General features: G+C 40.0%; 29 protein-coding genes. 20 read left to right on the top strand and 9 right to left on the bottom strand.

Features of this window, described 5'->3' with window-relative positions; all coding sequences use genetic code 11:
• Nucleotides 1–12 precede the first annotated feature (12 nt).
• From F3G86_RS06540 to F3G86_RS06490, 11 genes are read left to right on the top strand one after another with little or no spacing between them, the layout of a single operon-like run.
• Nucleotides 13–429: a hypothetical protein gene (locus tag F3G86_RS06540; RefSeq protein WP_012140384.1), complete on the top strand. Its 417-nt coding sequence runs from the start codon at nucleotides 13–15 to the stop codon at nucleotides 427–429.
• On the top strand, nucleotides 429–1,097 hold the full coding sequence (locus F3G86_RS06535; protein WP_149723371.1) for a beta-ketoacyl synthase chain length factor: 669 nt from the start codon (nucleotides 429–431) through the stop codon (nucleotides 1,095–1,097). Before F3G86_RS06540 ends, F3G86_RS06535 begins: the two co-directional genes overlap by 1 nt.
• Nucleotides 1,033–1,833, top strand: a complete 801-nt coding sequence (locus F3G86_RS06530; protein WP_223228571.1) for a lysophospholipid acyltransferase family protein — start codon at nucleotides 1,033–1,035, stop codon at nucleotides 1,831–1,833. The genes F3G86_RS06535 and F3G86_RS06530 overlap by 65 nt, the downstream gene beginning before the upstream one ends.
• Nucleotides 1,817–2,074, top strand: a complete 258-nt coding sequence (locus tag F3G86_RS06525; RefSeq protein ID WP_012140381.1) for a phosphopantetheine-binding protein — start codon at nucleotides 1,817–1,819, stop codon at nucleotides 2,072–2,074. The genes F3G86_RS06530 and F3G86_RS06525 overlap by 17 nt, the downstream gene beginning before the upstream one ends.
• A 2-nt stretch (nucleotides 2,075–2,076) precedes the next feature.
• Nucleotides 2,077–2,322 (top strand): acyl carrier protein, encoded by a 246-nt coding sequence (locus F3G86_RS06520; protein WP_012140380.1) that lies wholly within the window; start codon nucleotides 2,077–2,079, stop codon nucleotides 2,320–2,322.
• Nucleotides 2,312–2,857 (top strand): COG4648 family protein, encoded by a 546-nt coding sequence (locus F3G86_RS06515; protein WP_149723370.1) that lies wholly within the window; start codon nucleotides 2,312–2,314, stop codon nucleotides 2,855–2,857. Before F3G86_RS06520 ends, F3G86_RS06515 begins: the two co-directional genes overlap by 11 nt.
• Nucleotides 2,847–4,403, top strand: coding sequence for an AMP-binding protein (locus tag F3G86_RS06510; protein ID WP_149723369.1), 1,557 nt, complete (start codon nucleotides 2,847–2,849; stop codon nucleotides 4,401–4,403). Before F3G86_RS06515 ends, F3G86_RS06510 begins: the two co-directional genes overlap by 11 nt.
• Nucleotides 4,400–6,010 (top strand): glycosyltransferase family 2 protein, encoded by a 1,611-nt coding sequence (locus tag F3G86_RS06505; protein ID WP_149723368.1) that lies wholly within the window; start codon nucleotides 4,400–4,402, stop codon nucleotides 6,008–6,010. Before F3G86_RS06510 ends, F3G86_RS06505 begins: the two co-directional genes overlap by 4 nt.
• A complete protein-coding gene (locus tag F3G86_RS06500; protein WP_103603351.1) occupies nucleotides 6,007–6,435 on the top strand; it encodes an acyl-CoA thioesterase in 429 nt (142 codons plus the stop codon). The genes F3G86_RS06505 and F3G86_RS06500 overlap by 4 nt, the downstream gene beginning before the upstream one ends.
• Nucleotides 6,432–6,950, top strand: a complete 519-nt coding sequence (locus F3G86_RS06495; RefSeq protein WP_103605413.1) for a LolA family protein — start codon at nucleotides 6,432–6,434, stop codon at nucleotides 6,948–6,950. The genes F3G86_RS06500 and F3G86_RS06495 overlap by 4 nt, the downstream gene beginning before the upstream one ends.
• Nucleotides 6,947–9,175, top strand: a complete 2,229-nt coding sequence (locus tag F3G86_RS06490) for an MMPL family transporter (protein ID WP_149723367.1) — start codon at nucleotides 6,947–6,949, stop codon at nucleotides 9,173–9,175. Before F3G86_RS06495 ends, F3G86_RS06490 begins: the two co-directional genes overlap by 4 nt.
• 220 nt (nucleotides 9,176–9,395) lie before the next feature.
• On the opposite strand, the gene F3G86_RS06485 is transcribed toward F3G86_RS06490, so the two are convergent.
• Nucleotides 9,396–9,779 (bottom strand): hypothetical protein, encoded by a 384-nt coding sequence (locus F3G86_RS06485; RefSeq protein ID WP_223228570.1) that lies wholly within the window; start codon nucleotides 9,777–9,779, stop codon nucleotides 9,396–9,398.
• 87 nt (nucleotides 9,780–9,866) lie between these two features.
• The gene (locus F3G86_RS06480) at nucleotides 9,867–10,964 is read right to left on the bottom strand and encodes a CinA family protein (RefSeq protein WP_021085289.1); all 1,098 of its coding nucleotides are present in this window, start codon (nucleotides 10,962–10,964) and stop codon (nucleotides 9,867–9,869) included.
• Nucleotides 10,965–11,059: 95 nt separating this feature from the next.
• Here F3G86_RS06480 and ileS point away from each other — a divergent pair, with 95 nt between their 5' ends.
• The 9 genes from ileS to F3G86_RS06435 all read left to right on the top strand — a co-directional run bounded on the left by ileS (nucleotide 11,060) and on the right by F3G86_RS06435 (nucleotide 21,762).
• Complete coding sequence (ileS, locus tag F3G86_RS06475; RefSeq protein WP_149723366.1) at nucleotides 11,060–13,816, top strand: isoleucine--tRNA ligase; 2,757 nt, start codon at nucleotides 11,060–11,062, stop codon at nucleotides 13,814–13,816.
• Nucleotides 13,817–13,915: 99 nt separating this feature from the next.
• Nucleotides 13,916–15,274: an Asp-tRNA(Asn)/Glu-tRNA(Gln) amidotransferase subunit GatA gene (gene gatA / locus F3G86_RS06470; protein ID WP_149723365.1), complete on the top strand. Its 1,359-nt coding sequence runs from the start codon at nucleotides 13,916–13,918 to the stop codon at nucleotides 15,272–15,274.
• Nucleotides 15,275–15,278: 4 nt separating this feature from the next.
• Complete coding sequence (guaB, locus tag F3G86_RS06465) at nucleotides 15,279–16,727, top strand: IMP dehydrogenase (protein WP_103644816.1); 1,449 nt, start codon at nucleotides 15,279–15,281, stop codon at nucleotides 16,725–16,727.
• Nucleotides 16,727–17,833: a homoserine O-acetyltransferase MetX gene (metX, locus tag F3G86_RS06460; protein ID WP_149723364.1), complete on the top strand. Its 1,107-nt coding sequence runs from the start codon at nucleotides 16,727–16,729 to the stop codon at nucleotides 17,831–17,833. Before guaB ends, metX begins: the two co-directional genes overlap by 1 nt.
• Nucleotides 17,834–17,836: 3 nt before the next feature.
• Entirely contained in the window at nucleotides 17,837–18,028 is a 192-nt protein-coding gene (gene xseB / locus F3G86_RS06455; RefSeq protein WP_004317712.1) for an exodeoxyribonuclease VII small subunit, read from the top strand.
• Entirely contained in the window at nucleotides 18,021–18,815 is a 795-nt protein-coding gene (locus F3G86_RS06450) for a carbon-nitrogen hydrolase family protein (protein ID WP_149723452.1), read from the top strand. The genes xseB and F3G86_RS06450 overlap by 8 nt, the downstream gene beginning before the upstream one ends.
• Nucleotides 18,812–19,369 carry a DNA-3-methyladenine glycosylase I gene (locus F3G86_RS06445; RefSeq protein WP_149723363.1) on the top strand — a complete coding sequence of 186 codons (558 nt, stop codon included), beginning with the start codon at nucleotides 18,812–18,814 and terminating at the stop codon, nucleotides 19,367–19,369. The genes F3G86_RS06450 and F3G86_RS06445 overlap by 4 nt, the downstream gene beginning before the upstream one ends.
• A 152-nt stretch (nucleotides 19,370–19,521) precedes the next feature.
• A complete protein-coding gene (locus tag F3G86_RS06440; RefSeq protein ID WP_149723362.1) occupies nucleotides 19,522–21,057 on the top strand; it encodes a flavocytochrome c in 1,536 nt (511 codons plus the stop codon).
• Nucleotides 21,058–21,408: 351 nt separating this feature from the next.
• Nucleotides 21,409–21,762: an MmcQ/YjbR family DNA-binding protein gene (locus tag F3G86_RS06435; RefSeq protein ID WP_149723361.1), complete on the top strand. Its 354-nt coding sequence runs from the start codon at nucleotides 21,409–21,411 to the stop codon at nucleotides 21,760–21,762.
• 45 nt (nucleotides 21,763–21,807) lie between these two features.
• Here the strand turns inward: F3G86_RS06435 and F3G86_RS06430 are convergent, their stop codons facing one another.
• The 7 genes from F3G86_RS06430 to F3G86_RS06395 all read right to left on the bottom strand — a co-directional run.
• Nucleotides 21,808–22,146, bottom strand: coding sequence for a M15 family metallopeptidase (locus tag F3G86_RS06430; RefSeq protein WP_149723360.1), 339 nt, complete (start codon nucleotides 22,144–22,146; stop codon nucleotides 21,808–21,810).
• 4 nt (nucleotides 22,147–22,150) lie between these two features.
• Nucleotides 22,151–22,450 carry a hypothetical protein gene (locus tag F3G86_RS06425; RefSeq protein WP_149723359.1) on the bottom strand — a complete coding sequence of 100 codons (300 nt, stop codon included), beginning with the start codon at nucleotides 22,448–22,450 and terminating at the stop codon, nucleotides 22,151–22,153.
• A 212-nt stretch (nucleotides 22,451–22,662) separates the two neighbouring features.
• The gene (locus tag F3G86_RS06415; protein WP_149723357.1) at nucleotides 22,663–23,049 is read right to left on the bottom strand and encodes a hypothetical protein; all 387 of its coding nucleotides are present in this window, start codon (nucleotides 23,047–23,049) and stop codon (nucleotides 22,663–22,665) included.
• Nucleotides 23,049–23,387 carry a hypothetical protein gene (locus F3G86_RS06410; RefSeq protein WP_148806279.1) on the bottom strand — a complete coding sequence of 113 codons (339 nt, stop codon included), beginning with the start codon at nucleotides 23,385–23,387 and terminating at the stop codon, nucleotides 23,049–23,051. The genes F3G86_RS06415 and F3G86_RS06410 overlap by 1 nt, the downstream gene beginning before the upstream one ends.
• 10 nt (nucleotides 23,388–23,397) lie before the next feature.
• Nucleotides 23,398–23,745, bottom strand: coding sequence for a hypothetical protein (locus tag F3G86_RS06405; RefSeq protein ID WP_103643947.1), 348 nt, complete (start codon nucleotides 23,743–23,745; stop codon nucleotides 23,398–23,400).
• 404 nt (nucleotides 23,746–24,149) lie between these two features.
• On the bottom strand, nucleotides 24,150–24,551 hold the full coding sequence (locus F3G86_RS06400; RefSeq protein WP_149723356.1) for a hypothetical protein: 402 nt from the start codon (nucleotides 24,549–24,551) through the stop codon (nucleotides 24,150–24,152).
• Between the two features lie 60 nt (nucleotides 24,552–24,611).
• A partial coding sequence (locus F3G86_RS06395) for a hypothetical protein (protein ID WP_223228569.1) occupies nucleotides 24,612–25,004 on the bottom strand: 393 nt, incomplete at its 5' end.

Here is a 25,004-nt window from a genome sequence, read left to right as displayed (position 1 = left end):
AAAGGATAGAAAATGAAAAGATTAGTTTCATTAGTTGCCGTTTTGGCATTTGCCTCAAGCCTTAGCGCTAGAGATGACGTGAAGTACCACTCACTAGACTTCTTAAACGGCCCAAAGGCTAAAGAATTTTTGCTACCAAACGTTAGCATCAGCTTTGGCACAGGATACACTGGCAAGGTGATCGTAAGAGATCTAACGTCAAACAAAAAGACAAATGGCTTTAACAAAAGCGACGAAGAGGCTTGCCAGATCGCACTTCTCTCTGCTTTAAAGTCATTTCAAGAAAGAGCGGTTAAAGAGGGTGGCACGAAGGTTGTAAATTTGACTGGATATTACAAAAAACAGCCATTTAACTCTAAAACTCAGTTTCAGTGCGGCAGCGGTTCTTTGATGTCTGGCGTCACACTAAGAGGCGACATCGCGAAATAATGAAATTTCAAGTTGATTTTTATGACGCTATAGCTTATGGCGAGATCAGCGAGGATCTAGCTAGATACAAAAAAGAATTTGATCTAGCAAAGATCCCGCCCATGCAAAGAAGAAGGCTAAGTAGTGCTGCAAAGTGCGCTTTTAGCCTGCTTAGTAGTTTTGAGAGTATCAATATGCCAGTCATTTTTAGCTCTTATGAGGGCGAGATAAATCGCTGTTTTGAGCTAGAAACTGCGCTTGCAAAGGCTGAGCCAGTATCGCCAACGTCGTTTTCGCTCTCTGTGCATAACGCTATCTCGTCGCTTCTTAGCATCGAAGCTAAAAATCACAATGAAATTCTAGCCATCTCATCATTTAGCCCAGTAGAAGATGCGCTGCAAGCTGCGTTTTTGAGGCTAAATGACGGATATGAAAAGGTGCTCATACTTGCCTATCATGAGTCGATATCGCAGAGCTATTTTGATGAGAAAAAGCCATCATTTATGCTAGCTCTTGTCGTCTCAAAGGCAAAAGATAAGAGAGTTTTAACTCTAAAAAGAGTGGAAAAAGAAGAAGAAATTTCAGAAAATTTACTGCAAAGCTTCATCGTAAATTTTGACCCAAATGAGGCAAAAACATGGCAAAGTAACAGTCATTTCGCGTCTTGGAATTTTAGCTATGAGCCTTAAAATTTTAAGAGCTGGATTTTTATTTTTCTTTTTTGCGCTAATTTGCATAAGTGGCGACCTTTTGCTCGTGCCAGTCGTGCTTCTTGAGCTAAATAAATTTAAATTTATGCAAAATTTATGCCGAGATCTAGTTAGAGTTTCTTGGGGATTTTTTATAAAAGTTACTAAAATTTGTGGGTATCTGGACTATAAATTTGAGCTTACAAAGCTAAATGGCGGCTCAAATTTAGTCATTGCAAACCACCCTTCGCTGCTTGATGTGGTCTTTTTGGTTTCAAAATTTAAAAGGATAAACTGCATCGTAAAGGGCGAGCTTGGCAAAAATATATTTTTATTTGCGGCGATTAGGGCGTGCAACTACATACCAAACACAAATAATGAGGAATTTTTACAAAAAAGCGTAGATGTTTTAAAAAGCGGCGAAAATTTGCTCATTTTCCCAGAGGGCACACGCACAAAAGAGGAGATCATCTTTCATAAAGCGGCCGCGTATATGGGCATAAAGGGCGCGTCTAGCGTGCTTTGCGTTGGTATAAATATGGCTCCAAGAAGCCTTAGAAAAAATGAGCCATGGTACAAAACGCCAGATGAAAAGATAAAGTACGTCTTCAAAGAGCTAAAGAAATTTGAAGTTAGTGAGTTTTTAAAAGATAGGCCAAGCCCAGTAAGGGCGAGGGCGCTACACGAAGAGATAAGTAAAATTTATAAGGAGGAATTTAGTGAAAGAACTAGTTAATGAGATAAAAGAGCTGATCATTACAAGCTTAAATTTAGAGGATATGAAGCCAAGCGATATCGACGAGAATGCGCCGCTTTTTAGCGAGGGGCTAGGCCTTGACAGCGTAGATGCACTAGAGCTTGGGCTTGCCGTGCAGAAAAAATATGGCCTCGTGCTTGACTCAAAGACAGCAAATTTAAAAGAGATATTCTTTAGTGTATCTTCTCTTGCAAAATACATTTATGAAAATAGGAAATAACAATGAGCGAAGTAGAAATTTTTGAAATTTTAAAGAAGGCTTTGATCGAGCTTTTTGAGATAGACGAGAGCAAGATAAAGCCTGAAACTAGGATATATGAGGACTTGCAGATAGATAGTATAGATGCTATTGATATGATTGACTACATCAAGCGCCAAACTGGTTATAGGCTGATGCCAGAGGATTTTAAAAACGTAAAAACGCTTGATGATATCGTAAAAGCCGTAGCAAAGAAATTTGAAGCATAAGATAGTAAAAGTAGCGCTAGTTTTAGCAAGCATCGCCTATCCTTTGGTGCTATTTTTTTGGCAAAAGGGTGCTACATTTATCTTTTGCGTGCTATGCGCTCTTTGGCTGGCTAGGGCTTATTTTGAAAGCGCTAAAACAAGGCAGGTTTGCTTAGCAGCCGGGCTATTTTTTGCAGTCTGCGCTATTTTTAGAAGCGTAAATTTAGCGCTTTTATACCCAAGTATCGTAAGTCTTGGCTTTTTGGCGGTATTTTTTTACAGCTTAAAGGGCGAGGCGGTGATAACTAGGCTTGCTAGGCTAAAAGAGAAAAAGATAGATGAAAAGGTCGTTAGCTATACAAGAGGGCTAACTAAAATTTGGTGCTGGTTTTTCGTTTTTAACGCAGTTCTCGCCTTTGTTTTGGCGCAGTTTGAGGATAAAATTTACTGGAGCATTTACTGCTCATTTGTATCTTATATCTTGATGGGAGTTTTGTTTTTTGGCGAAATTTTATATCGTAAAATTTTTATTTTAAAGAGGGAAAATGGATTTTAAAAAGTGTCTAAAGGCATTTAAATTTGTGGATATTAACAAGGATCTTTACGAGTATGCGGCTACTTTTGGGGCAAATTTAAAAGAGAAAAATTTAAGCGAGATAGAAATTTATTTAAGCCAGAGCTTTGACTTTTGCGCCGCTTTTTTTGGAGCACTTGGGGTTGGCGTAAAACCTATCTTGCTTGCAAAGCCGATATATAGCGGGGATAAATTTGTCATTAATGATGAAAATTTTGGTGATTTTTTAGACTTTAGCAAGAGCATGGAGCTAAAATTTGATCAAAATTCTACATTTTTTCTTCAGACCTCGGGCTCGACAGGAAATAGCAAAAATATTCCAAAAAAACTTGGCGCGATGATAGATGAGGGGCTATTTTTAAAAGATGAGCTTGGATTTGGCGAGGGTGATAAATTTTTTGCTAGCGTCTCGCACCAGCATATGTTTGGCCTTACATTTAAAGTCTTTTTGCCACTCATCTCTGGCGCAAAAGCCGTTAGCAAGGAGCTAAACTACCCAGAAGCGATCTTTGAGCTTGACCTTACAAATTTAAGCTTTGTAACAAGCCCAGTCCTGCTTCAAACGCTAGTTTCTAGTCCAAGAGCGGCTGAAATTTCAGGGCTAAAAAACATCATCTGCGCAGGCTCGGCACTAAAGAGCGAGCTAAGAGCAAAGATAGAAAGCTTAAGTAGCGCTAGGATAATTGAAATTTATGGCAGCACCGAAACTGGCATAGTTGCTAGAAATTTAGGCGATGAGCTCTTGCTTTTTAGCAAGGTAAAGGCTGGTCTTAGCGAGGACGAGGCGCTAAATGTGAGCTCGCCGTGGTGCGAGTTTTTCCAAACTAGCGACTGGGCGCAGATAGATGGCGGCAGGCTCACGCTAAAAGGCAGGATCGATAGGATCGTTAAGCTAAACGACAAAAGGGTCAATCTAATAAGCATCGAAAATAAGATGTTTGAAAGTGGCCTTTTAAAAGACTGCTACTGCGACACGCATCCTAAATTTAAGCGTCTAGCTGCGCTTTTGGAGCTTAGCGACGAGGGGGTGAAGCTCTTTAGAGATAGTGGCAAAAAGGGCGTTGTAGCAAGGCTAAATGAGCTTTTAAGGCCTGAGTTTAAAAATAGTGTTAGATATTTCAAGATCGTTAGTTCGCTTTGCAAAAACGCTCAGGGCAAGTTTTTAAAGGCAAATTTTAAAGCTCTTTTAGAAAAAAACGAGGAGCTTTCTTGGGAGAAAAGTAGCGAGGATGGCGTCTATAAATTTAAGACAAAGCTAAGCCCAGCACTTGGCATTTTTATGGAGCATTTTCCAAATTTGCCACTTTTGCCTGGCTTTGTGCAGCTTGATTTTGTATTTAAATTTGCAAGAGAGCTTGGCGCAGAAATAGGCAATCAATGCGTGGTGGAGAATTTGAAATTTTTAAAATTTGTAAGGCCAAATGACGAGCTTTGTATAGAAATTTCGCAAAGAGATGAGAAGGTCTATTTTGAGATATTTTGTAACGGCGCTAGAAGTGCTTGCGGTAGGATAAAGCTGGGCTTATGAAGACGCTCTTTCTTATACCATTTTACAACCATCCAGAAAAGATCAAAGCCCTTTGCGAGGCGCTTGCAAGATATGATCTACACATTTTGATAGTCGATGATGGCTCAAATGAAGCTTCAAAAAAAGCTTTGCAAAATTTGAGCGAATTTGGTGTAGAAATTTTAACAAGAGCCCAAAACGGCGGCAAGGGGGCTGCGCTAAAAGATGGCTTTAGGCACGCTTTGCAAAATGGCTATACGCATGCATTTCAGATCGACGCTGACTTTCAGCACGACATAAGTGAGGTAGCGGAGTTTTTAGAGCTTAGCAAAAGATATCCAAATGATCTAATCATGGCTGATCCAATATACGGCGAAGACGCGCCAAAGTCGAGGTTTTATGGTAGAAAGATCACAAATTTTTGGGTCAAGATCAACTCTTTAAGCTCTGACATCAAAGACGCGATGTGTGGTTTTAGAATTTATCCTCTAAAAGAGCTTGAGGGCGCGATCTCTAAAAGCAGCTCAAATAGGATGGAATTTGACATGGAGATCTTGGTAAATGCCATAAGATCTGGCGTAGAGATCAAGTGGATAGCGCTAAAAGTACGCTACGAGGCTGGCGGTGTTTCGCACTTTAAAATGCTAAAAGATAACGCATTAATAAGTCTCATGCACGCTAGATATTTTCTAAATTTAGCCCCATTTTTGCTTAGCAAGATCACTGGCAAAGATAAATACATATGGTGGCAAAAGGGCGAGAGATCGAACGAATTTTTTCTTAGAGTTAGCCTATTTTTAACTAGAAATTTGCCTATATTTCTCATAAAACCTATCGTTATCATCGTCGTTTGCTTTTACTATCTCTTTTCAAAAGTTGAGAGAGAAAATATAAGAGAATTTCTTTTAAATGTAGAGAAATTTAGCGGTAAAAAGCCGGTCACTGGCGTTTTTAGTAACTTTTACGACTTTGGTATAGCAATATGTGACAAATTTCGTATATGGCAAAATGGCGTGCTTGAAAGCGAGCTAGAGCTTAGTAAATTTAATAGCATAAAAGATGAGTTTGAAGCCTCAAAGCGTGGCAGGATCGTGCTTACAAGCCATCTTGGAAATGTAGAAATTTGCAAGGCACTCTCGCTTAGATCGCCAAATTTTCGCATGATCATCTTGGTTTATAGCAAGGGAAGTGAGAATTTTTATAAAATTTTAGAGCAGATCAGCAAGGGGCAGATCAAACTAATCAGCGTTGAAAAGCTCGACGCGGCTGCTATGCTTGAGCTAAAAGAGGCGGTTGAAGATGGCGTAAATATCGGCATAATGGGCGATAGGACACCGCTTAATGGAGATAAATTTATAAGGCTTGGCTTTCTTGGCAAGGAGGCTAAATTTAACTACGGCCCATACTTGCTAGCTGGCATCTTGGGAGTAAAAGTGAGCGCACTTTGGTGCATAAAAAAGGGCGATAAATTTGATATCGAGCTAAGTGATATCGCTGATGAGATAAAGCTTAGCAGAGACCGCAAGGCAAGCGTCCTGCCATACGTTCAAAGCTATGTAAGGCAGCTTGAAGCAAGAGCGTGCAAGAACCCATCGCAGTGGTTTAACTTTTTTGATTTTTGGAGATGAGAGTGAAAATTTCACACGTTAGCACATTTAAAGTGGCGTTTTTTGACGTTGATAGCATGGAGGTGATGTGGCATGGCAACTACGTCAAGTACCTAGAAATGGCGCGCTGTGAGCTACTTGACAAGCTAGGATACAACTACATCGCTATGAAAAAAGATGGTTACGCCTTTCCTATCGTAAAACTTGACGTAAAGTACGTGCGCCCAGCCTTTTTTAACGACGTCATAAAGGTCACGACGACGCTTAGCGAGTGCGAAACGTTTTTGAAATTTCACTACCTTATAGAAAATGAAAAGGGCGAAAAACTAAGCGAGGCAAATACAGCCCAAGCTGTCATCGAGATGAATAGCTTGCAAACTTGCTTTGAGATGCCAGAAGCCCTAAAAAAGGCGCTTAAAGCCTACAATGAAAAGGAGAAAAGATGAGAAAAATAGCTCTTTTTTTAGCCATTTTTATATCTTGCTTTGGCTATGAGCTAGGTGAGCTTAAAAATATAGTAAAAACAGATGGAGTAAGCGGAAATTTCACGCAGACAAAGAGCTTGGCTGGCTTTAACAAAAGCATAAAAAGCTCAGGCGAGTTTAGGCTAGAAAAGGGCGGTCTTTACTGGGATACGCTTGAGCCTGTTACTTCAAAGGTTTTTATAAATAAAGATGGCATTTTTAAAAACGAAAATGGCAAGCTTGAAAAGACGAGCGCAAATTTTGATGAAAAACTCTTTCTTGCTATCATCAGCCTCGATGAGAGCGAGCTTAGGAAAGAATTTGATATAAAAACAAGCGGCAGCCTAAAAGAGTGGAGCATAGAGCTAAGTCCTAAAAATTTACTCTTTAAACAAATTTTTAAATCTATAAAGATAAGCGGTGATAAAGCGGTAAAAAAGATCGAGCTTGATGAGGTAAGCGGCGATAAAACGCTAAATGAGTTTAGTATAAAATGAAAAAACTAGCCACGATCTTGGCTTTTATCTTTGTTTTTTTGTGCTCGCTTGGATATTCGCTTACGAGCCTAAAAAACGTCCAAACTGACATCTTTTCGCTGATAAATTTTAAAGACGCCAAAGAGGCAAAGGTGCTAAAAGAGGTGCAAGATGAGATGGCGTCAAATTTTTTAGTACTTGTAAATTCCAAAGAGCTAGCCAAAAATGTCCAAAGCCTAGCGCTTAAAAGCTCGCTTTTTAAGAGCTTTGAGGCGAACATCGACGTAAATTTAAATGATATAAAAAGTGACATCAACCGCTCAAAGATCGCACTTTTAAGTAGGGATGATTTAGAGCTTTTAAAGAGTGACAAAAACACCTTTTTCAAAAAGCGCGCAGAGGAAATTTTTAACAGCTTTAGCTTTAGGCTTTTAAAAATAAATGATGATTTTTTCTTGCTAAGTAGCGGCTTTAGCGCAAAAAATGGCAATGTGAGCTTAAATTTAGCAGATCTCATGCTTGAGGTAAAGGACGGTGCAAAGAGCTTTTTCTTACTAAAAGGCGAGCTAAAAAGTGGCGCTTCGAGCGAGGGGATAATAAAATTTTATAACGAGCTAGAAGCGCTAAAAGTTGGACAAAACGAGCTTTTTGTGCATTCAAGTGCGCTTTATCAGGCATTTTCAAAGCAAAAAAATGAGAACGAGAGCCTTTATATGAGCGCTGTTTCGCTTAGTTTGACCGCTATATTTTTGATACTTGCTTTTAGAAATTTACGAATTTTTTATGTGATATTTATAGCTGCATTTGGCTTTAGTGTCGCTTTTGCAGGCACTTTGCTCTGCCTAAATGAGCTAAATATCCTTACTATTTTAATAAGCACAAGCCTAATCGGGCTCATGTTTGACTACATTTTGCACTGGCTTAGCAAAAACGAGGGCGAAGCGATCAGGGCTAGCAGCATAAAAAATATGCTAAAAATTTTCTTGCTAGGCCTACTTATCACGCTTAGTGGCTATCTAGCTTTTACTTTTTCTGATCTTAGGCTACTTAAAGAAGTGGCGCTCTTTTCGGCATTTGCGCTAGTTGCTGCGTTTTTAGCTAGCTACTTTTTCATGCCTTTAGTTTTTGAGGGAGTGAAATTTTATAGATCAAAGGTTTTTGATGCGTTTTTAACTAAATTTTGTGATCTCTCAGACGTGGCTGCAAGGCATTTAGGGGTTAAATTTCTAGCTATCTCACTTATTTTGCTAGCTATTTTTCTTGGTTTTGATCTTAAAAATTTATCAAAAAGCGAAAACGTCAAAGACTACTCAAACATGCCAAAGAGCCTGCTAGCGGACTCTTCTTATATCTTAAGTCTAACTGGCAACAACCAAAATACGATGATAGTGACAAGATCAAGAGGTGACATTTTAGGAGACGAAAAGAGCCTTTTAGATGAGCTAAAAAAGAGAAATTTGATAAAAGATGAGAGCTCACTAAGCGATATATTTTTAAGTAAAAGCGAGCAGTCTGAGCTAAAAGAGGCCTTTAAAAAGGCACTTGATGATGAGCAAATTTACGCGATTTATGAGAAATTTGGCTTTAGCAAAGATGAAGTGCGAAGTGAAATTTTAAAGGTTTTGAGCGAAAAAGAGCTTGGTGTTGGTGAAATTTTAGCTTTAAAATCGATGAAGGATTTTAAAAAATTTGTGCTTGATGAAAATGCAAGCGTGGCCTACGCGAGTGGCTTTGTAAAAGGGGCGCAAAGTGATGAGGTGCTAGCTCGCAACAACGCTTTTAGCCTAAATTTTGCTAGATCACTAAATGAGAGCCTAACGCAGGCAAAAGAGCTAGCTCTAAAACTAAAAATAGCAGCGCTTGTGGTCGCGTTTTTACTGCTGTGGTTTTACTTTAGTGCGCTTGTTTCGGCGCTTGTCATGGGCATCATCATCTTTGGCGTGCTTCTTACGCTCTTTATCTTTGCCATTTTTGGCATAAATTTAAGCATTTTTGGCGTCTTTGGGCTCATCCTTGCAAGTGCTGTGGGGATTGACTACATGATATTTGCGCTAAATGAGAGCCTTAGCGAAAAAGAGCGAATTTATGGGATATTTTGCGCATTTATCACGAGTTTTATCTCGTTTTTCACACTCTCGTTTAGCCAGACCGCCGCTCTTAGCGTTTTTGGGCTAAGTGTTAGCCTTTGCGTGCTGATATATGGGCTAATTGCCAGTGTTTTATCTTGTAAAAATATAAAAATTTAGCTTTGTTTTTATGCCCCAAGCGTTTAGCTAGCTCGGGGCTTTGGTTTTATTTTATAACGGCTAGTTTGCCTGTACCTGCGTTTTTATATACATCGTTTTGGACGTTTGAGCCTTTTATGAGCTCAAATTTATATGGTGGCTCAAATGGTGGCTTAGTTAGCTTTTCGCAAGTGCTGCCTTTTTTAGAAAGCTCTATTTGTAGCTTTCAAAAATGGTGCCATTACTGCACTAAATTTGCATGGCATGAAGCACCGTAAGCCTGCATAAACTGGGTATAAGAGCTAAACTCACCACCACTAATCTCACTTATAAATTTATCCAGCCCATCGCTATTGCCATTTTGTGGGATATTGTCTTCGCTAAGGTCTATGAGCCCATCCACATAGATGACGTAGCCGCCCATTTTGACATATTTTACGAGCTCTTGCCTATCTTTGATGGCGACTTCTTTACTCTCTTTGCCGGCGTATCCGCCAAAATTTTGCTCTGCACCAATGCTAGCGTAACCAAAGGGTGAGTCGCTTGCTTTTATCTCGCCTGCTTGAGCTAGAGCACCAAATGCAAATAACGCACCAACGGCGAGAAACAATATCTTTTTAAACATCTTTAGTCTCCTAAATTTGGCTTTTTTCTTGATATTTTGTTATGAATTTCGCCGTTAAATTTAGTGCAATTTTTAAAAATATAAATTTTATGCGAAAAATATCTCGCTTTTTAGGCGAAGTAGGCATAGATAGGCGCTCAGGACGCTTTGCTCTCTAACGTAGTTGCGCTCGCCTTTTAAAAGAAGTCTCTCAACCTCGATGTTGCCGCTTCTATCGCCAGCTGCGACGTAGACTGTGCCAACTGGCTTGCTAGCTGTGCCCCCACCAGGTCCTGCGATACCACTAATGGCAAGCGCAAAGTCCGCATTTGTCGTGCTTAGTGTGCCTTTTATCATCGCTTTTACGCAAGGTTCGCTCACAGCTCCGTAAGTATCTAAAATTTCATCCTCAACGCCCAGCCACTCGTGCTTTATGTGATTTGCGTAGGTTACTAATGAGCCATCAAAGCTAGCCGAGACGCCTCCATATCTTGCAAATTTCGCCGCTGCAAGCCCAGCCGTGCAAGACTCGGCAAATGAAATTTTAAGCCCCTTTTGCATGAGCCTATTTGCTACAAATTTGATCACATCTTTTTGCGGGATAAATTTTTGTGAAAATAGCGTTTTTACTCCTTGCAAAAAGCTCTCGATCTGGCCAAATTTATTACTTTTTGCTCTTACTAGTATCAAATTTGGCAGGATCTGCGCAATGGTGATATCGACCTCGTAAGTTTTAGCAAGTGGCAGCATAAGGATCTTCGCGCTATCTGCGTCGATGTCTATTAGATGAAAGTAGCTAAAATCAGGCTCGTACTCGACTAAAAACTCGCCCAGCTCTTCATTTGGATTAGCTTTTACGAGATTTATCTGAGCGTTGTTTAGGCTAGCTAAAAAGCTATTTTTTGAGTAGTCTAAGCTATCTTTAAGCGCAAGTGTCGTGCTATCTTTTAGCTCAAGCGAGCCCCCAGTTAGCGTCGCTACGATTTTTGCGGCGATGGCAAAATTTTCATCTGAGCCAAAAATGCTTACAAAGTCGTAATCTTTTGATAAATTTTCGATGATAAAAGGTAGCTCTTTGCTATTTTTTGGAGCAAAACTAACCACTCCAAGCTCGCCAAAATGATCCTCGTAACTTTGAAAAATGTAGTTTAGAAATTCTCTATTTATCTCAAGATCTTCGCCTATTATCAAGATACTTTGTCTCATTTTTAAGCTCCTTTTTTTGCCTCATTATACTATTTTTCAGTGTGATTTAACCAGCACAGGTGTAAAATTAGCAAATTTTAAAATCAAGGTAAAAAATGGACTACAAAGAGACACTTTTACTCCCAGAGACAAATTTCCCGATGCGCGGAAATCTCCCACAAAATGAACCACAAAGACTAAAATCATGGTACGAAGAGCGCAAGGTTTATGAAAAAATGAAGAAAAACCGCCAAAATGCGGTTAAAAACTTCAACATCCACGACGGCCCTCCGTATGCAAACGGACACCTACACATCGGCCACGCGTTAAATAAAATTTTAAAAGATATCATCACAAAAACGCACTATTTTTACGGCGAAAACGTCCGCTACGTGCCAGGCTGGGACTGCCACGGTTTGCCTATCGAGCAGCAAGTCGAAGTAAAGCTTGGCGATAAGAAAAAAGAGCTTAGCAAGGTTGAGATCAGGGAGCTTTGCAGGCAGCACGCGAGAGAATTTATAGACATTCAGCGAAATGAATTTAAAAGCCTTGGCATCATCGGCGACTTTGAAAATCCATACATGACGATGAAATTTGAGTTTGAAGCTGACATCTACAAAGCGCTTTGCGAGATCGCTAAAAAGGGGCTTTTAGTAGAGAGAAGCAAGCCAGTTTATTGGAGCTGGGCGGCTAGATCAGCGCTAGCTGAAGCCGAGGTCGAGTACGAGGAAAAAGAGGACTACTCAATATATGTAGCCTTTGGTCTTGATAGCGACGCACTAGAAAAGCTTGGCGTAAAAGAGGCAAGCGCTGTCATCTGGACGACTACGCCTTGGACACTTCCAGCAAATCAAGCTATAAGCCTAAATCCAGATGAAATTTACGTCCTAACAGCTGAAAATTTGATCTTTGCAAAGCCACTACTTGAAAGCGTTGTGCAGAGTGGTCTAAGCAAGGGTGAGATCAAAAAAGAGTTTAAATCAAGCCTGCTTGAAAACACTCACGCGATAAATCCACTAAATGGCAGAAAGTCACGATTTTTACTAGGCGACCACGTAATGATGGACGGCGGTACTGGACTTGTTCATACAGCTCCAGGTCACGGCGAAGACGACTACTACGTATGTTTGAAGTATGGTTTTAGTGAAATTTTGATGCCAGTTGATGACGGTGGTTGCTACGATGAGAGCATAAAACATTACGGGCTATTTAGAAGTGACGTGGTAGACGAGTTTATCGGTATGCACATCTTTAAAGCAAATGAGAAAATTTTAGAGTTACTTGGCAAAAATTTACTTAGCGTCTCTAAATTTAGACACTCTTATCCATTTTGCTGGAGAACGCACAAGCCTGTCATTTATAGAGCGACAAAGCAGTGGTTTATAGCTATGGACGAGGCAAAACTAGGCGGCAAAACGCTTAGACAAACAGCGCTAAAAGAGCTTGAAAAGGTTAAATTTTACCCAAGCGTGGGCATAAAAAGAATAGGCTCGATGATAGAAAATCGCCCAGACTGGTGTATCTCTCGTCAGCGTGACTGGGGCGTGCCGATCGCGTTTTTCAGAGACAAAGCGACAAAAGAAGTTATATTTGATAGTGAAATTTTAGACCACATCGCAGGCATCTTTAAAGAAAAAGGCGCTGATGCGTGGTGGGCGCTAAGCATAGACGAGCTTTTACTAAAAGGCTCAAAATACAAAGCTGAAAATTTAGAAAAAGTGATGGATATCCTTGACGTATGGTTTGATAGCGGCTCGACATGGCATGCGGTCTTGCAAAGCGATGAGTACGACGCTGGCAAATACCCTTCAAGTATGTATTTAGAGGGTTCAGATCAGCACAGAGGCTGGTTTCAAAGCTCGCTTTTAGTAAGCACAGCTGTAAATTCTCACGCACCTTATGAGAGCATACTAACTCACGGCTTTACCGTCGATGCCAAAGGCGAGAAGATGAGTAAAAGTAAGGGCAACGTTATCGCTCCACAAGATGTGGCTAAAACTCACGGCGTCGAAATTTTACGCCTTTGGGTTGGTATGAGTGATTATTCAAGTGATCTAAAAATAAGCGAAGATATATTAAAACAAATAAGCGAGCAATACCGCAAAATCCGCAACACGATCCGCTTTTTACTAGCAAACGTAAATGACCTTGAGAGCCTGAATACAGAGTTTAATATCCTTGATAAATGGATACTAGCACGCGCCAAAAAGGTCTTTGACGAGGCGAGCGCTTGCTTTAAAAACTACGACTTTTCAAAGGGCTTTAATATCCTTTTAAATTTCCTTTCAGCCGATCTTAGCGGCGTATATCTTGATGTTTGCAAAGATAGACTTTACTGCGACGCAAAAGACGCCCCAAGAAGAAGATCAGCTCAAAGCGCAATGGCGATCATCACAAAGACATTGCTCCCACTCATCGCTCCAACGCTTACTTACACCGTTGATGAGGTGATGGACTACGCTCCAAAGATCATCAAAGGCGAGGCAAAAGACGCGTTTGACCTAGTCTATGAGCCAATCAAATTTGACCTTAGCTTTGAAGATGAGCTACTTTTTGCCAGCAGGGAGAAATTTAACGAGATCGTGGACGTTCTCAAAAAAGAGAAAAAGATAAAATCAACTCTAGAGCTAAGCTTGGAGACTACAAATCACAACATCACAAGCTACGACGAGCGCGAAGTGGCTGATCTTTATATGGTAAGCTCAGTTAGGCCTTATGATGATAGCGAGCCATTAGCCGAGTTTGAGCTAGAGGGCGATAAATTTAAGATCATAGCAAGCAACCTTCACAAATGCCCAAGATGCTGGAAATTTAACGCTAGCAAAGAAGACGCGCTATGCCCAAGATGTGAAGAGGTCATAAGTGCTAAGTGAGCCAGTAAGCGCAACTATCATAATAGCAACGATCGCTGCGGTGGTCGTTGTTAGCTTGTTTGGCATATTTTTGGTTAATAAATTTAAAGGATAAAAATAGTGGTAACTTTAAAAGAAGCTTTGAAATTTTCAGCTGAAGAGATAAAAAATTTAAGAGCCGAGCTTGAGGCGAAGATCATAAAAGAAAAAGAGCTTGGCGCTTATGTCGAGCAGCTAGCAAATTTAGAGATCGCAAAACTAGGCGAGGGCGTGCCTATCGCTATAAAAGACAACATTCAAGTAAAAGGCTGGAGCGTCACTTGTGCTTCTAAAATTTTACAAGGCTACGTAGCGCCTTACAACGCAACCGTTATCGAGAAGCTACTTAGCAAAAATTTAGCTCCATTTGGCCGCACAAATATGGACGAATTTGCGATGGGAAGCACGACTGAGAGCTCATTTTACGGCAAAACACTAAACCCACTAAATCACGCTCACGTCCCAGGTGGCAGTAGCGGTGGCTCAGCAGCAGCAGTCGCAGCCGGCCTCGCAGTAGCAGCACTTGGTAGCGACACTGGTGGCTCGATCCGCCAGCCAGCGGCATTTTGCGGATGTGTGGGGCTTAAGCCAACTTATGGCAGAGTGAGCAGATACGGCCTTGGCGCCTACTCAAGCAGCCTTGATCAGATAGGACCTATCGCTCAAAACGTAGAAGACGCAGCCATTTTATATGACGCGATCGCTGGACACGATCCAAAAGATAGCACGAGCGCAGATGTGCCATTTGTGAGCGTTAGCGACAAGATAGATGGCAACAAAAAACTAAAAATTTGCGTCATCAAAAACTACGTAGAAAACGCAAGCGAGCAGACAAAAGTCGCTTTAAATTTAGCCATCGAAAAGCTAAAATCGCACGGCCACAGCGTAACTTACACAAATTTTGAAGACTCAAAATATGACGTCGCTGCCTACTACATCATCGCAACCGCAGAGGCAAGCGCAAATTTAAGCCGCTACGATGGCGTGAGATATGGCAGACGCGCAGATGCTAGAAATTTAAAAGAGCTATATGTAAATTCACGCTCAGAAGGCTTTGGCGAAGAGGTAAAAAGAAGAATTTTGCTTGGTACATTTGTGCTAAGTAGCGGATATTACGACGCTTATTACATCAAAGCGCAAAAAGCAAGAGCGCATATAAAAGCTCAGTATGAGAAAATTTTAGAAGAAAATGATCTCATCTTCATGCCAGTTGCCCCAAGCACAGCTTATAAATTTGGAGCACACAGCGATCCGCTTCAAGCCTATCTAAGTGACATCTACACGATCAGCGTAAATCTAGCAGGCCTACCAGCTATCTCTGTGCCAGTTGGCAAAGATGATCAAAATTTAAACGTGAGCGCCCAGCTCATCGCAAAAGCGTGGGACGAACAGACCTTGATAAATGGTGCTAAGAGCCTAGAAAATTCAATAAAAGGATAAAAATATGAAGATAGTAAAGAGAGCTTTAACATTTGAGGATGTGCTTCTTGTGCCGCAATACTCTGAAATTTTGCCAAAGCAAGTTGATGTAAAAACCAGGATCAGCAAAAACGTCACGCTAAATATCCCGATCGTCTCTGCTGCGATGGATACGGTGACTGAGCATAGAACTGCTATCATGATGGCAAGGCTCGGCGGTATCGGTGTTATCCACAAAAATATGGACGTCGAAAGCCAAGCAAAAGAGGTCAAACGCGTCAAAAAAAGCGAAAGTGGCGTCATCATCGATCCTATTTTTATAAATCCAGAAGCGACCGTGGCTGAAGCTCTAAGCCTTATGTCAGATCTTCATATTTCAGGCGTTCCAGTCATCGACAAAGACCGCAAACTAATAGGAATTTTAACAAACCGCGATTTGAGATTTGAAACAAATATGAGCACTTTGGTAAAAGACCGCATGACAAAAGCACCGCTTATAACCGCACCAAAGGGCTGCACGCTTGATGATGCGGAGAAAATTTTCTCTCAAAACAGAGTTGAGAAGCTACCTATCGTCGATAAAGACGGCAGACTTGACGGCCTTATCACCATAAAAGATCTAAAAAAACGCAAAGAGTATCCAAACGCAAACAAAGATAGCTACGGCAGACTTCGCGTGGCTGCGGCTATTGGCGTGGGTCAGATAGACCGCGCTAAAGCACTTGTTGATGCTGGCGTAGATGTCATCGTCATAGACTCAGCTCACGGCCACTCAAAGGGCATCATCGACACTTTAAAAGAGGTAAAAGCAAATTTTAAAGTCGATGTCATAGCTGGTAATATCGCAAATCCAGCAGCCGTAAAAGACCTAGCAGAAGCAGGAGCAGACGGCATAAAAGTGGGCATCGGACCAGGTTCTATTTGTACCACAAGGATCGTTGCTGGCGTTGGTGTGCCTCAAATTTCAGCTATCGATGACTGCGCAAGCGAAGCAGCGAAATATGGCATCCCAGTTATCGCTGACGGCGGACTAAAATACTCAGGCGACGTGGCAAAAGCCCTTGCAGCAGGTGCAGCTTGCGTTATGGCAGGTAGCTTACTTGCAGGTTGCGAAGAGAGCCCGGGTGAGCTTATAACATTCCAAGGTCGCCAGTACAAAGTATATCGTGGCATGGGCTCAATAGGCGCTATGACAAAGGGCAGCTCGGATCGCTACTTCCAAGAGGGCACCGCTCAAGACAAGCTGGTGCCTGAAGGCATCGAAGGCCGTGTGCCATTTGCTGGAAGCATAAAAGATGTGATACATCAGCTAATAGGCGGCCTAAGAAGCGCTATGGGCTATGTTGGCGCAAAAGATATCCCAACTCTTCAAGAAAGAGCTGAATTTGTCGAGATAACAAGCGCAGGACTAAAAGAGAGCCACGTCCACGACGTAGTTATCACTCATGAGGCACCAAACTACAAAGTTAATTAGTGTTAGACCTGCAAACTAGAACTATTAAATTTAACGAGCCACTCTATCTTGAGAGTGGCCGTATGCTATCAAATTTCAAGCTTATTTATGAGACTTACGGCACGCTAAATGCTGATAAAAGCAACGTTATCGTGATCTGTCACGCCCTAACTGGCTCACACCACGCTGCTGGCACATACGCAGGCGATGAGAAAGCTGGCTGGTGGGACGGGCTAATAGGCAGCAAAAAGGCGGTCGATACGGATAAATTTTACGTTATTTGCGTAAATATCTTAGGCTCATGCTTTGGCTCGACTTCGCCGCTAAGCGTGGATAGAAGTAGCGGCAAAGAGTATAGGCTAAATTTCCCAGTCCTTGCCATAAGTGACGTGGTAAAGGCGCAGATGAGGCTATTTAGCGAGCTTGGCATCACAAGGGCAAGAGCCGTGATAGGCGGTAGTCTTGGCGGTATGCAGGCACTTTGCTACGCTATCGAGTTTCCAGAATTTGCGCAAGATATCATAATGCTTGCAAGCACCTATCAGACGAAGCCTTGGGCGATAGCGTTTAATAAAATCGCCATCGAAGCCATTTTAAACGATGAAAATTTCAAAAACGGCGAATACGACGCAGAATTTATAAGAAAAAATGGACTAAAAGGCATGGCTTACGGCAGGATGGCAGGGCACATCAGCTTCTTAAGCCCTGATAGCATGGATAAAAAATTTGGACGGAGCTACGTCGAAACTGACGGCCTTTACGATCTTTTTGGACATTTTCAGGTAGATCGCTACATGGAGTATAACGGCTATAACTTCCCAAAGAGGTTTGACCCACTAAGCTACCTATATATCGTAAAGATGATGAATATCTTTGACTGCACAAGGCACTACGATAGCCTAAAAGACGCCCTTGCGCCGATCAAAGCAAATTTGCATCTAGTCGCTTTCAAAGGTGATCTACTCTTTCCGCCAAGCTGCATGAGAGAAATTTATGATGCACTTTGCGAAATGGGCAGAGGCGCAAAGACAAATTTTATAGAGATAGATAGCAACTACGGCCACGACGCCTTTTTGGTCGAGATAGAAAAATTTGATGGATATATAAAAAATATATTAAAAGGATAGAAAATGGAGCAAAAAGAGCAAAGTTTTGAAGAGAAATTAGCCCTTGCTGATAAAATTTTAAACGATCTAAACAAAGATGATGTGAGCTTAGAAAACAGCATAAAGCTGCACGAGCAGGGCAAAAAGCTCTTAAACGAGGCAAGAGAAATTTTAGAAAACGCAAAACTTAGCATAAAGCAGGTGGATGATGAGTAAAATTTGCGCCCTTCAGCTACCAACGCAGCCCTTAAGCGAGGCGAGGCTTGATTATTACCTTAAAATTTGCGCGGACGAAAACGCAAGGCTGGTTGTCCTTGGCGAATACGTGCTAAATAGCTTCTTTAAAGAGCTTGCCACCATGCCAAAAAGCCTCATAAAAGAGCAGAGCGAGCGCAAAAAAGAGGCACTATTTGCGATGGCAAAAAAGTATGATCTAAACATCATCGCACCTATCATAAATTTAAAAGGCAAGGAGATATTTAAAAGCCTAGCCAAATTTAGCCAAACACAAGTAAAGCTATACGATCAGCAGATCCTCATGCCTTACGCGCACTGGAACGAGGCGAAGTTTTTTAGCAACGCAAGCGAAGAGCTAAATTTGCCCATCTTTACATACGATAAATTTAAAGTTGGAGTTATGTTTGGCTTCGAGGCACACTTTGACGTGTGCTGGGCGTATATGAGCGCTAAAAAGGTCGATATCGTGCTTGTCCCAACGGCTTGCACGTTTTTTTCGCAGGCGCGCTGGGAGGAGCTTTTAAAGGTTAAAGCTTTTACAAACAACGTTTATGTGCTTCGTGTAAATCGCGTGGGGAGCCACAAGAGCGAGGATGAGCAGTGGAGTTTTTACGGCGACTCGATGCTTATTAGCCCATTTGGCGAGGTTAAGAACAGGCTTGGCAAAAATGAAGAGATGATGATCGATGAGCTTAGTAAAAAGGAACTTAGCGAGGCTAGAAGCACTTGGGGCTTTATGCAGATAGAGGCTAAATTTAAAAGATGAAGCGCTGCGCCTGGGCCAAAAAGAGCGAGTTTAGCAAGAGCTATCACGACTGTGAGTGGGGCAGGGCGGTCAAAGATGATAAGAAATTTTTTGAAATGCTCATTTTAGAGGGCTTTCAAGCAGGCCTTAGCTGGGACTATGTGCTACGAAAAAGAGCTGGGCTTGCTCAAATTTTAGACAGCTTTGATGCAAAAAAGATCGCTAGCTATGACGAGGCAAAGCTTCAAAGCCTTTTAAGCGATGATAGAGCGATCAAAAACCGCCTTAAAATTTACTCTCTGCCAAAAAATGCCAAGACTTTTTTAGAGCTTTGTGCCGAGTTTGGCTCGTTTTATAACTACATCTATAAATTTACAAATGGCAAGCGCGTGATAAATAACATAAAAAGTGCTAAGGACATGCCAGCAAGCAGTGAGCTCTCAAAGTGCATCTCAAAAGATATGAAAAAGCGTGGCTTTAAATTTGTAGGTGCTGTGATCATCTACTCGTTTTTACAAGGCGTTGGCGTCATCGATGATCACGAAAATGAGTGCTTTTGTAAAGGCAAAATTTAAGCTCGCTACTACTGTAATCTTAATGTAAAATAAATAATTTTAAGTAATCTTTATCATAAATAATCCTATAATTTTAGTAATCACAAAGGGTTAAAACTAAGGTGTAAATTTAAAATTTACAGGCTTTGGCGTAATACTAAAAAGGAGACGCTATGAGTAAAGTTTCTAGACGTGATTTCATAAAATTTGGTGCTGTTTCGGCTCTTGCTGCAAGCGGAGTTTATGCGAGCGATATGCCTGTCTTTAGAGATAAAGATGTCAAATTTGACGAGGAGTGGGATGTCGTTATCATAGGTAGTGGTTTTGCTGGCCTTGCAGCTGGCATCAAGGCAAATGAGCGAGGCAACAAGGTTCTTATCTTAGAAAAAATGGGGCGAGTTGGCGGCAACTCTGTAATAAATGGCGGAATTTTTGCCGTGCCAAACAGCGAGCTTCAAAAGAAAAACGGAGTCAAAGACTCAAAAGAGCTTTTCATCTCAGACTGCGTCAAAGCTGGACTTGGGCTAAACCACGTGGAGCTTCTTGGCATCCTTGCTGATAGAGCGGTTGATACTTTTAACTTCACCGTAAAACACGGCGCAAAATACCTAGACAAGCTACTTCTTGAGGGCGGACACAGCGTGCCAAGGACTTATTACACCGAAAACACAAGCGGCTCTGGCATAGTTCAGCCTCTAGCTGAGACATTTAAAAATTTACAAGGCTGCGAGCTTAGGACAAGGTGCAAATTTGATGAGTTTGTAACCGATGAAAATGGCGCAATAGTAGGCGTTGCGGTGCGAAATGACTATAAATTTGATAAAAATCTATTTAGCGATGACAAAGAGAACAAAAGCGGCGAGCGTAAATTTATAAAGGCTAAAAAAGGCGTCGTGCTAGCAAGCGGCGGCTTTTGTAGTGATAAATTTTTTAGAAAGCTTCAAGACCCACGCGCTGTGCCTGAATTTGACACCACAAACCACCCAGGAGCGACTGCTGGAGCTTTGATCTCAGCCCTAAAAATAGGTGCTTTGCCTGTTCAAATCGGCTGGATACAATACATCCCATATAAATGCCCTGACGAAAAAGGCAACGGCATCACAAGTAAATTTGCCTCACAAGCTGCCTTTAGATACGGCATCTCAGTCGATCCAAAGACCGGTAAACGCTATATGAACGAGCTAGCTGATCGCAAGATAAGAGCTGATGCTATGTTTAGGATCATTGATGCTAAAAACGACAGCTATCCTATAAATTTATGCGACTCAGTAGCTGCTGCAAAGCTAGTCGAGAGCGACCTTGCAAATCCTATGAAAAACGGCGTCATAATGAAATTTGACACGCTAGCAGACCTTGCTAAACACTACAAAATGCCAGCTGGTGAGCTAGAAAAAACGGTTGAGAGATACAACGAATTTGTTAAAAAAGGCAAGGATGAGGATTTTGACAAGCCAATCAAGCTAACTGATGGCATCACCATCTCACAAGCTCCATTTTACGCTATGCGTGGCGCTCCAAAGCTTCACCACACAATGGGCGGCGTGAAGATAAACAACAAGGCTCAGGTGCTAAACATCGACGATGAGCCGATCAAGGGACTTTACGCTGCTGGTGAGATCACTGGCGGCACGCACGGAGCTAGCAGGCTTGGTAGCTGCGCGATACTTGACTGCTTAACATTTGGCATGATAGCTGGGGAGAATATCTAAATTTACTCGTGCTAAATTTGGAGGCAGTTTGTCTTACTATTGACTTAAGTGGGCGATGCTAGCCTCCAAATTTATCGGTGCAGAGTTTAAAATTTTGTTTTTTATTAGTAAATTTAAAAACTTTCATTCGCTCACAAGAATTGACTACTAAATTTTGGCTTCGCTTACAGCTTAGCTCAAAATTTAGAGCCGAAATTGCTCGCTCATGAAATTTTAAAATTTACAAATCACTAAACCTGTGTGAAGCACAGCAATCTCTAACGTGCGAGAGGTTTTTACTCGTGCTTCGCCTCGTAACTGCAAGCAGACAGGGGATTTAAATAAAATAATAATTTTATTTCGGAGTGAAATTTGAAACGAAGTGAGATTGAAAAATATATAAAAGAGAAATTTGACATTTTGGGTGAGCAAATTTTTCCAAAATATCCAAAATTTAGTGTCTTTCGTCACAAGAATAACAATAAGTGGTTTGCGCTACTTATGCAGCTAAGCGCTAGCAAGCTTGGTCTTGAAAGTGACGAGATTATCGAGGTTTTAAATCTAAAATGTAGCCCTGATCTAGCCATGGTGCTAGTTGACGAGAGGCAAATTTTTAAAGCATATCACATGAATAAAAAGTACTGGATAAGCGTAAATTTAAACTCCAAAATCTCACAAAAAACCGTTTTTGACCTGATAGATGAAAGCTTTAGCTTAAGCAAATAAAAGCCATTTTTCAGCCTTAGATTTTAAGATAAATGTCAAGAACATTTAACAATTTCTTTCAAAATGTGGTGTATCAAAAAAAGAAGTAAAATTGCCACCCCAACGATTAAGACTATTTAGGCTCTCCCAGTAATTGCCTATTTCTTGCAAGTCTTGCTTAGATTGAAGCCATTCGCCATTTTTAAAAATATGAAGATCAATAGCACAACGTTTTAAATGATTTGATTGCATCGTCTTGCTTTTGCCAGTATTATAGTATATTTCTTGCTGGGCTTGTGTCCTTTCAAGTTCGCCACCCCTTACAGAATAGCCGTTAATATGAAGATAAATCAAAAGTTTTTCAACGTCACGCATGAACGCTTCTTGATTTTCGCCAAGTGTCATATTTTTACTCCTTTTCAAGTTTTTTATTAATAGCTCTATCAATTATCGAATTTATCCACTCAGTGCCACGCCAAGAAACGAAGCCACTAAGAGCAAGAGAAACCTTAAAAGTATTTAAAAAATAAAAAAATATTTCATAGCTTATCCAGCAAAGAAACATAGAGCTAAGAGAACTAAAAAGCAATGAAAGAATTTTATACTTTGTCTTTTTAAAATCGACGTGATCTAAATTTAGAATAGAAGCAATAAAGCCTATAATAAAAACAACGATTAAATAATCATCATCTTTATTAAAATTATCCATTTATACATCCTTTTAATAAATTTTCTATCTGAATATAATAAATTATAAGTCCCTTTAAGCTGTCTGGATCAGCTGGATTAAACAAAGGCTTTTTAGGAAGCTTTACGTCACACTTTATAGGAATATAGACCTTTTGGATAGTAGTTTGCGGAGTTTTAGCAGAACAGCCAACAAATAACACAATATAAGAGAGAAAGATAAAAAAGTAAATTTTATTTCTTATAGTAGTCATTGTTGAGCTCCAAAAGCAAATTATCATAAAACTTCATTTTTTCACAATAATCACTATTGCTAGGTAATTTAATTTCATTGAAACGTTTATTTAATTCTTGACTTAGTGAGCTATTTTTTAAAGAAAGTTTTTCACTATCGATTTTTAATTGCTCGATTTTAGAATTTTGATTATCAATGATTAAAAAAGCGTTTTGAGTATTAAGCTTTTCAACAGCTAGATCAGCTTTTAATTTAGTTGCTTCAATTTCAAGATCATTAATGCTACTTCTAAGAAAAAATATATATAAAACTAAAGTTGAATAAGCGAAAATGTGAATAATTAGCCCCCTACTAAGTAGAGAGCTAAGATTTAAAAGAGAAAACATTATTTAACAGTTCTTGCGCCAATGATATAAATATCATCAAATTTGACGCCGTTAAATGTTTTACCAGCAAGAGCCGTTTTTACCTGAGCTTCATCGATGCTAGGTTTTGAATAAAAGCTAAATGTAGCCTTATGACCTGCTTGATTTTTACCAGTAATAGTGTATTCAATAACACTAGGCTCATTTGAATTACCTTGCTCGGCATCTCTGTAAAGAATATGATAAGTACCTTCAAGAGCGTTATCGCAAAAAGTTTGACTTTCAGCACCAGAGCAAGGAAGAGAAAAACTATAAGTTCTGCCATTTATTGTATTTTTAATTAAAACCTTTTCAGCCATTTTTTACTCCTTATAGCCTATCAAATTTCAAAGTAACGTAATCGCATTTAGTCGTATCATCAAAACTAGCATTAAGATTGTTTTTAAAATCTGCTACAAAATTTTGATACATATAACTTTGCTTAACGTGTGGAATAGTTATCATAGTTGAAACTCTACCTGTTGGAGTTTTTGCACCAACGATAACACTTTTGCGATTTAATGGATTTGGAGTAACGCTTACAGCCGTACCACCTTCAAAAAAAGACGAATATGTTTCTACTTTGCCCGCAAGAAGTGGGATCAAAGCACTTTCGTCGCTACCAGTTGAAAAAACAAGACTTTTTGAATAAAGTCCGTCAATTTGTTGTCTTAACATTCTTTTTATATCCTTTCTCGTCATTTAGACTTTTTCGATTTGTTTTTTTTGTTAAAACGTTTTAAACAAGAGAATATTAAGCAGAAAAGAAGAAGTTAAATAATTAAGAATATATTAAGCGGACGCTTCAGCGACGCTCAAACCGCTAGCGGTTTTCGTCCGCGATGTGTTTGCGTGGCGTTAGCTAGCTAAAAAGAAACTATAAATTTGAAGTTCTTTCAAGCCATTAGCAGAAAACTAACGCCACAACGCAAACGAAATCAATTAAGCAGGGAAAAGGATCGGTAAAGGGTAAAGACCAAAAGATAAAAAGCAGGCTTAGGGGGAAGAAAGGGGAAACACGGCACACACCGCAGAGCGGTGGTGATGCCGTGTTTGAATAGAAGACAGAAACGAGAATAAATTTATCTTAATAAGGTGCAAGCTGGGCGGTTATACTGATTATAACGTTTAGTTTTTTGCAAAGAACCATTAGAATTATAAAATTTAGCTATAAGAGTAGCTTTAGAGAAAAGAAAAGCTCTTAAAAAATCTACCGAACAAAACTGTTTATCAAGATAAGTTTCGGCTTCACGTAAAGCATTAGTATCATTAAATAAAACATATTCGACAACACAATTATCATTATCGACAATAGGAGGATAACCATTGCAAGAAACTGTTTCAAGATAAGAATAATTGCGACAAAGAACAAAAGCGGCTTCAGAAGAACTTATATCCATAAAAGCCTTTTTAAAATTATCAAATCTTGAGCTAGAGAAAGAAAGACTAAAAAACAAACATAATAAAAAAAATTTATTAAGCATAATAGTCCTTTTTTTCTAAAAAATAGAATTAATGTAATTATAGATAAGCAAGATTAATTTTTACTTATCCATAAATAAAGAACAAGAAACCCCTTTAACAGCTAAACCACCAACTTCAAGATGTGTTTTTATAAGCGTGGATAATTCATTTTCGTTTTTAGTCTTTTTAACGTTATGAAGTAAAATTTGCTTACACATACGATTTTTATTAGAAACAAAAGCTTTAAACTGCTTGTTATAATTGAAGTCATCAGGTGGAAAATTTGTTTTTTGAGTTTCAAACTCAACCTTATAAATATACTTGATTTCAGCAGTAGAAACGGCGGTTAAAAAAGCTATCAAATCAGGCACACTTTTAGCTTCAAGCGTGGAGGTAATAACTCTATTACCCTGCTGTTGAGTTATTTTATATATTGGCATAATACTCCCTATTAAGATAATAATCATGTTTAT

Origin of the sequence: Campylobacter concisus (assembly GCF_902460595.1) — a bacterium.
Lineage (GTDB): Bacteria > Campylobacterota > Campylobacteria > Campylobacterales > Campylobacteraceae > Campylobacter_A > Campylobacter_A concisus_BL.
The sequence above is the reverse complement of the archived record's forward strand: the minus strand, read 5'-3'. Positions and strand labels throughout refer to the sequence as shown.